We start from the raw sequence: 5,905 nt of genomic DNA on the forward strand, positions 1-5,905 counted from the left end.
GCCCACAACGTCCGAATCAGATCAATACCCTCATCGAGCCGCTCGGCCCGCTCACGCCGATCGACCACCTCACCTGTGCCCATCTCCATGTCGGGGTAGGCACCCAGTCCGACCGCCAGGATCGCGCGGCCGCCGGAGAGCTGGTCGAGGGTCGCCGCCTGACTCGCCACCTTCCACGGCCGCCGCCACGGCAGCGGCGTCAGCAGCGTGCCGAGGCGCACCCGCGTCGTGCGCACGGCCATCGCGCACAGCAGCCCCCATGCATCGACCCCGTACACGCCTTCCCAGACGAAGACGCCGTCCCAGCCCGCTTCTTCCGCCAGCACGGCGAGTTCGAGCTGCTCCGACGCGCTGCCGCCCGGCAGCACTACCCCGTAACGCATCCGATCATCCATACCGCCAGGCTATCTGCGCCCACCGACAAAACCGGACACATCCCCCGTCGACCTGTCGACCCGTCAGCCGGTCGGCCCGCCCGCGCGCCCGCACCCGCACCCGCACCCGCACCCGCACCCGCACCGACCGTCGTCCATCGGCTCAGGCAGCGGCTCTTCAGCTCGTCGTCACTCCGCATCGATCCAGTCGAAGTACACCTTGCGCTTCGTCAGGTCCACCTTCGTCAGCCGCACCCGCACCTCCGTACCCTGCGGCAGATCATGACCGTCGAGCCGCGCTATCACGGCCGGGTCGCGCAGCATCACGGTCCCGGCGTCGGGCTTGCCGTTCTGGTCCCAGTCGATCCGGTCGTTGAGGTCGAGCACCACGCCGGTGAACTCCTCGCCGATCCGGTCCGCCAGTACCACGGACTCGGCGAGGTCGACGCACGCCCGTTCCACCGCCTTGGAGTCGCGATCGCCGCGCTCCATCTCCCCCGGCAGGGTCGGCAGCGCCGTACGCACCCAGTCCGGCACCTCTTCGCCGGCCGCGAGAGCCAAGCACGTGACCGACGTGTAGCGGTCGATCAGCCGCCGGAGCGGGGCGGTGGCGTGCGCGTAGTCGATGGCGAGTGCGGCGTGCCGGGGATGGGCCGGGCGCTCGCCGTCGAAGGGCGTGTAGCCCGCGCCGCGCAGCAGCGACATCGACTCCCACAGCATCGCCGCCTGATGCGGGTCGTCCGGAGTGAGAGCGTTGAGCACCTGCTGGTAGCCGCGACGCTCCGGCCAGGCCATCCCGAGCGCCCTCGCGGCCCGCCGCAACCGCCGCAGCGTCACCGGCGACGGATCGGGCAGCGTACGCAGCACCCCGATTCGCCCCTCGAGCATGATGAACGCCGCAGCTGCGCCGATCAGCAGCGAGATCTGCGCATTCCACCGCTCGATCGGCCGCTCGACCGCGTAGGACAGTCGCCAACCCTCCGCGGCCGCGGCCACATCCTGGGTCGGCACGTTCAGGATCAGTCCGCCGCGCGACGTCTGCCGCGCCTCGAGCAACCCGCCGAGCTCCCGCAGCAGACTGATGACCTCCGGCGCCGTGCCGTCGGCCAGAGCGCGCTCCATCGTCGGGTAGTCCAACTGCGCCCGCGACCGCACCCGCGCTCGACGCACGTCCACCGCCGTCCTACGCCCGTGCGCGTCCACGTCCACGCACCACAGGACCGCTGGACGCTCCTGCCCCGGCAGCAGCGAGGCCGCCCCCTCCGACAGTTCGGCCGGGTGCAGCGGCACCCGGCCGTCCGGCAGGTAGTAGGTCAGGACACGACGATGCGCCTCCCGGTCGAGCTCCCCGCCCGGCATCACGAACGCCGCGACGTCCGCGATGGCGTACCAGACCCGGTACCCCGCACCGTCCGCACGCCGCTCGATCGCCATAGCCTGGTCCAGATCCCGCGCCCCCGGCGGATCGATCGTGATCAGTTCCAGGTCCGTACGGTCGAGCGCGGGCAGCCGTGGATCCCGGGCAGCCTCGTGCGCCTCGGCGAGCACCGCATCCGAGAAGTTCTCGGGCAGCGTGTGCTCGCTTCGGATCGCCGCAAAGCCCTCAGGCATACCCGGCCGCGCTGTGGGCAGATCGGCAGGGCCTTCAAGATTCAGAGCAGGGCGTGGCACGGAGCGCAGCGTACGCGAGGGCACGCGGAGATGCACGTCCGACACGTCACTCGACGTCACCCGACGTGCACCCCCGCAAGGCCCCCGGCTCCGATACCCGGCATGAGCACCGAACATCGAGCGGCAAACGCCCAGCCGCCCTCACTCAGCCCGACTCAGACACACTCAGCCGAATTAGACCTAGATAGACCTATCACAGCCATTTTGGATAAATCCGAGCCTACTTAGCCCGATTATGATCCCCCGTCACGCCATCGAGCAGCTCGCGCACGATGTCGACGTGGCCGGCATGACGAGCCGTCTCCTCGATCATGTGAACCAGCACCCAGCGCAGCGACACCGGATCGCCGCCGTACGAAGTGCCGGCGTGGTCCAGATCGTGCTGCTCAATCACGCGATCCGCCGCCTCACGCGCCCGCCGGTAGAAGGCGAGGATGGACTCGCTGGTCTCCCCGTCCTCGACCCGCAGGTCGGCATCCACATCCTCGTCGTCGAACGGAAGCGCCTCGGTCGGCACGCCGAACGTCTCGCAGAACCACCCGTACTCAACCGCCGCGAGGTGCTTGACGAGCCCGAGCAACGTCGTCCCCGAGGGCACGAGCGGGGTGCGCAACTGCTCGTCACTCAGCCCCTCGAGCTTCCAGAGCACGGCATCGCGATGCCGGTCGATGCTGACCTGCAGGATGTCCTTCTCGGACCCGGTCAGTACTTCAGAGTTCTTCAGCTTGGTCATTTTCAGTGTCCTTCTTCGGATTCGTCTGTAGCTGGAGGAAATCGCGCAGCTTCCCCGTCACGCGTCGACGTGCGGGGAGACCGCGGTCAGGAGCGCGCGGGAACTGACCGGCCAGGCCCGGTCGGTTCCCGGCAGGGGTAGTCAGTTCGATCAGTGCTGGTCACCGATAACCAGTTCGGTCAGCTCTCGTCACAGATAGCCAGTTCGATAACGTCCGGTCACCGATAGCCAGTTCGGTCAGTTCCGCCAGGACCGCTCCGTTCCGGTCAGGGATCGCTAGTTCGGCCATTCCAGGTCAGAACCGGTCAGTCCCTGTCAGGACCGGCAAGCCCCAGTCAAGACTGCCAATCCCGGCCAAGGCCGCCGGACCCGGTCAGTGGCAGCCAGGTCCGGTCAGTTCCTCGAAGGGTGATCAGTCCGGTCAGTTCCGCTCAGGACGGGCCAGTCCCGGCCAACGCCGATTAGCTCCGTTCTGAGCCGATCAGATCTGGTCCGTGACGATCAGATCTTGTCTAGGCTGGTCTAGACCGATCAGGACCGTTCTGGGCCGATCAGTTCCGGTGAGGGCTGGCCGGCGCTGGTCAGGGTCGCGCCGGGTTGGACGAGCGCGAGCGGAGTTTCCACTCGCGCTGCCGCTCGGCCGCCACCCGCGCGTCGGACCGCGAGGCGACCCAGGCGTTCTCGCGCAGAAGCCTGCGGTAGCTGTCCAACCTGCGCTGCGGCAGAGCCCCGACCGCCACGGCCTCCGTCACCGCGCAGCCCGGTTCCGAGCTGTGTGCGCAATCGGCGAAGCGGCAGGAGGCTGCCAGTTCAAGCACGTCGCGGAAAGCCTGATCAACCCCCGCTTCCCCGCCGAAGAGCCCGACGCTGCGAAGCCCCGGCGTGTCGATCAGCGCGCCACCGGAAGGCAACGGGATCAGCTCGCGGGTCGTGGTCGTGTGCCGACCCTTCTCGTCCACGGAACGGGTCGACGCGACCGCCATCACGTCGGAGCCCGCGAGCGCGTTGGTCAGCGTGGATTTGCCCACTCCCGACTGCCCGAGCAGCGCCGCGGTCCCCGAGCCGAGCAGCGCGACGAGTTCGTCCATGCCAGCACCCGTCAGGGCGCTGACAACAAGCACACTGACTCCAGGAGCGAGCGCGACGACCTCGTCAACCCAGGCAGGATCATGCGGCGCGTCGGCCTTGGTGAGCACGACGACAGGACACGCCCCGGACTCCCAAGCCAGCGCGAGCAGACGCTCCAACCGTCCCGCGTCCGGCTTGGCAGCAAGGGAGATACCGAGCAAGACGTAGTCGACGTTGGCCGCGAGCACCTGCCCGTCGGAGCGCTCCCCCGCGCTCCCGCGCACCACCGCCGTGCGACGCGGAAGAAGGGCCCTGATGGTAGTGACAGCGGTGAAGCCAACCGCAGACGGGGGGACGACGTCGTCCAGCGCGCAGGCGACTGCGGCCCAGTCACCCGTGCACGGATTACGGGTCGGATCCGAGGACGCGATCGCCGACCAGTCGGCCCGCACCACGCGCAGACGCTTGCGCCGGCGCTCGCGCACCTGCAGCTCGAGCCGCGATTCAGCAACTCCGGGCAACGCGTCCGCATCGCCGCCGGCGTTGCCGTCACGATCGGTAACGGCTTCGGCTGCGCCGTAGGTACCGGCGTCGGTTTCAATGTCGACGTCAGCGTTGATGTCGACCACATCGGCGAACTGGTCGTCGGCGATCAGGACGTCACACAGTCCCCGGTCAACGCGGGCAATCCGCCCGGGAACCAGTCCCGCGCTGCGATAAGGCGCGAAGGCGGACTCGAGCGCGGAGTCCCAGCCGAGGATGTAAGGGAAGGAGGTGTCGGTCGGATTCGGGTTGAGATGAGTCAACCTGGTGCCTTTCGAGGAAGAATGCGAGCATCCCCGACAGGCCTCGAACACGCACGTGCCCGTGACGTGGTCAGAGCACGAAATCAGTGCACCTACAGATGCAGGAGCGCGCGATCAGGCCGGTCGGATGACGAAGGTGAGAAGCCTCTGGGCCGCCGCGAGGACGGTCACGGTCTGCGCAGTGTCGGCCATCGGGCTCACCTCCTCGTTCGACTCGCATCCCCGAAAGACCGGGAACGGCACGCACCTCGGCGCGCACGGCGACGCTAGCGCGCACCGCACGCACGCACAACCGATTTTCGCGCGGGACTGACGAACCGGGCCCCCGGGCCTGCGTTGCGTGACCGTCCGGACGGTCACCACGTTCTACTGCTCATTTATGAGGGCCCTGATCATCGACGCCCCCATCGACCGACTGTTCGCCGGCAACCGCGCCGGCGTGTGCCTGCTTGACACGGTTGTCTGGCCCGAGGATGCGTGGATGCGAACCGCACCGTCAGCAAGTCTGCAATCACCAGCGCGCGCATCTGCCCTCCCGCGCCCACTGCGACCGGAAGATCAGTGAGGGCAAGCGCCATGCGCCATACTGCGGCCCTGCTGCTTCGCCCGGCGGCACTGCGACGTGCCCTACCCCACGTTCAAGAAAGGGGTGCTTTACCAGGCTCCGGGTGCAACCCACGGCTGAAGCGGATCCGCGAACAGCGCCACCTCGTCCGACTCGACGCGGTAGCCGAGAAACGGGTGCGCGGCGTTCGACGCCCCCTCCCAGGTCATCAGAACCGGCTTACGCAGCGCGCGCCCGATCGCGCACAGAAACCCGCACAGCACGTCGAGTCGCTCCTGCCCCTGCAACTCGCGCAGCCGCATATCGCAGTCGAGCTGCCCAGCCGCGAAAGGGCGGAAGATCGCGGTCATCCCTGGAACCGGCCACACCCACAACGCAGCCCCGTGCGCGCCGCGGGCCAGGAACTGCGCCGCACGCAACGGTGCTGGGAGTATTTGCCTGCCCTCGGAGTATTCACATCCCCAGCCACTCGATCGCACCAGATCGAGCAGAGCCTGCCAGTCCGCCTCCATCGTATTGGGCACTCGCACGTCCGGCAGAGGCCCGTTCATCTCAGGATAAAAGAGCGGCGCGACGTCTTACCACAGCAGTCTCGGCATGCCGATCATCCTGCTGCCTCAGAGCGCGTAGGTCAGGCCGAATACCTTGACGAAGCAGATGGGGGCACTCACGCCCCCGCCCCCTCCCC

At 68.2% G+C, this 5,905-nt stretch carries 5 protein-coding genes; all 5 read right to left on the reverse strand.

Features of this window, described 5'->3' with window-relative positions; all coding sequences use genetic code 11:
• Positions 1–395: LLM class flavin-dependent oxidoreductase (locus tag KDL01_RS38410; protein WP_212533643.1), on the reverse strand; the 395-nt coding region annotated here is incomplete at its 3' end.
• A 168-nt stretch (positions 396–563) separates the two neighbouring features.
• Positions 564–1,985: an RNB domain-containing ribonuclease gene (locus KDL01_RS38415; RefSeq protein WP_212533644.1), complete on the reverse strand. Its 1,422-nt coding sequence runs from the start codon at positions 1,983–1,985 to the stop codon at positions 564–566.
• Positions 1,986–2,265: 280 nt separating this feature from the next.
• Positions 2,266–2,778, reverse strand: coding sequence for a DinB family protein (locus KDL01_RS38420; RefSeq protein ID WP_212533645.1), 513 nt, complete (start codon positions 2,776–2,778; stop codon positions 2,266–2,268).
• 581 nt (positions 2,779–3,359) lie between these two features.
• The gene (gene rsgA, locus KDL01_RS38425; protein WP_212533646.1) at positions 3,360–4,652 is read right to left on the reverse strand and encodes a ribosome small subunit-dependent GTPase A; all 1,293 of its coding nucleotides are present in this window, start codon (positions 4,650–4,652) and stop codon (positions 3,360–3,362) included.
• 654 nt (positions 4,653–5,306) lie between these two features.
• Positions 5,307–5,567: a hypothetical protein gene (locus KDL01_RS38430; protein ID WP_212533647.1), complete on the reverse strand. Its 261-nt coding sequence runs from the start codon at positions 5,565–5,567 to the stop codon at positions 5,307–5,309.
• Positions 5,568–5,905 lie beyond the last annotated feature (338 nt).

The sequence above is a fragment of the Actinospica durhamensis genome, assembly GCF_018139695.1.
GTDB classification, from domain to species: Bacteria; Actinomycetota; Actinomycetes; order Streptomycetales; family Catenulisporaceae; genus Actinospica; species Actinospica durhamensis.